1 pseudogene is annotated in these 507 nt (G+C 56.6%); it reads right to left on the bottom strand.

From position 1 onward, the window contains the following. Positions 1-507, bottom strand: a pseudogene (locus tag ACR0EL_RS22810) (RNA polymerase sigma factor RpoD); the annotation flags it as partial.

The raw sequence follows: 507 nt of genomic DNA on the forward strand, positions 1-507 counted from the left end.
GTCGAGCGTTCGATGAACATCTGCCAACCCCGACCCGGTTTCTCGGCCATTTCGGCCAACCAGTTCGGATCCAGCTCGCGCCCACGATAAGCATCGATGAACTCGCGACGGTTGATGCGAGCCTGGTCAGCCAGTTTCACCATCGAGCTGTCCAGTGACATAATCCGGCGATTGATGCCATAGAGCTGGTCGATCAGAGCTTCGATCCGGTTGTTGTGCAGGTGAAGACCATTCACCAGTTCAACAATCTCAGCGCGCAGCTTCTGATAGGTTTCTTCGTCCTTCGCGCTGAAAGTGCCATCCTCATTCAGCGTCGCAGAAATCCGGCTGTCCTGCATTTCGGACAGCATTGCGAAGTCGGTCGAGATGCGTTCCAGCGTGGTCAGAACCTGATCCTTCAGCGCTGCTTCCATCGCGGCCAGTGACATGTTGGCCTGATCGTCGTCATCATCGTCATCATCGTTGGCGATCGGGTTGCCGTCAGCGTCAAGCTCCGGCCCCTCATCC

This window comes from Ruegeria sp. AH12, assembly GCF_056541465.1.